The following is a 603-nucleotide window of genomic DNA, read 5'->3' as shown; positions in this document are numbered from 1 at the left end:
ACAGGTTGTCCAGCACGTAGCGCCAGTGGCACACCATGTCGAGGATGATGCCGCCGCCGTCTTCCTGCCGGTAGTTCCACGACGGCCGCTGGATCGGCTGCAGGTCGCCCTCGAACACCCAGTAGCCGAACTCGATGCGCACCGACAGGATGCGGCCGAAGAAGCCGGCGCGCTTGAGCATGTCGAGCTTGCGCAGGCCGGGCAGGAACAGCTTGTCCTGCACCGCGCCGTGCTTCACGCCCGCCTGCTGCGCGAGGCGGCACACCTCCAGCGCCTCGGACAGGTTGGTCGCGATCGGCTTCTCGCAGTAGACGTGCTTGCCGGCGCGGATCGCCTGCGCCAGCAGCGTCGGTCGCATCTGCGTGGTGCCGGCGTCGAAGAACACGGTGTCGGCGCGGTCGGCCATCGCGGCATCGAGGTTGGTGCCCCAGCGCGCGATGCCATGGGCTTTCGCGAGCGCCTCGATCTTGCCGGCATCGCGGCCGATCAGCACCGGGTCGGGCATCAGCCGGTCGCCGTTGTCGAGCGCCACGCCGCCCTGGTGGCGGATCGCGACGATCGAGCGGATCAGGTGCTGGTTCATGCCCATGCGGCCGGTGACGC

Annotated in this window: 1 protein-coding gene; it reads right to left on the bottom strand. The window is 69.2% G+C overall.

Going from position 1 to position 603, the window contains the following annotated elements:
- Positions 1-603 (bottom strand): Gfo/Idh/MocA family protein (locus tag AC1D01_RS37855; RefSeq protein ID WP_477875120.1); only part of this gene is annotated, 603 nt, incomplete at both ends.

The organism is Rhizobacter sp. P3_B12, assembly GCF_056402895.1.
This window is presented reverse-complemented; position numbering and strand designations above follow the sequence as displayed.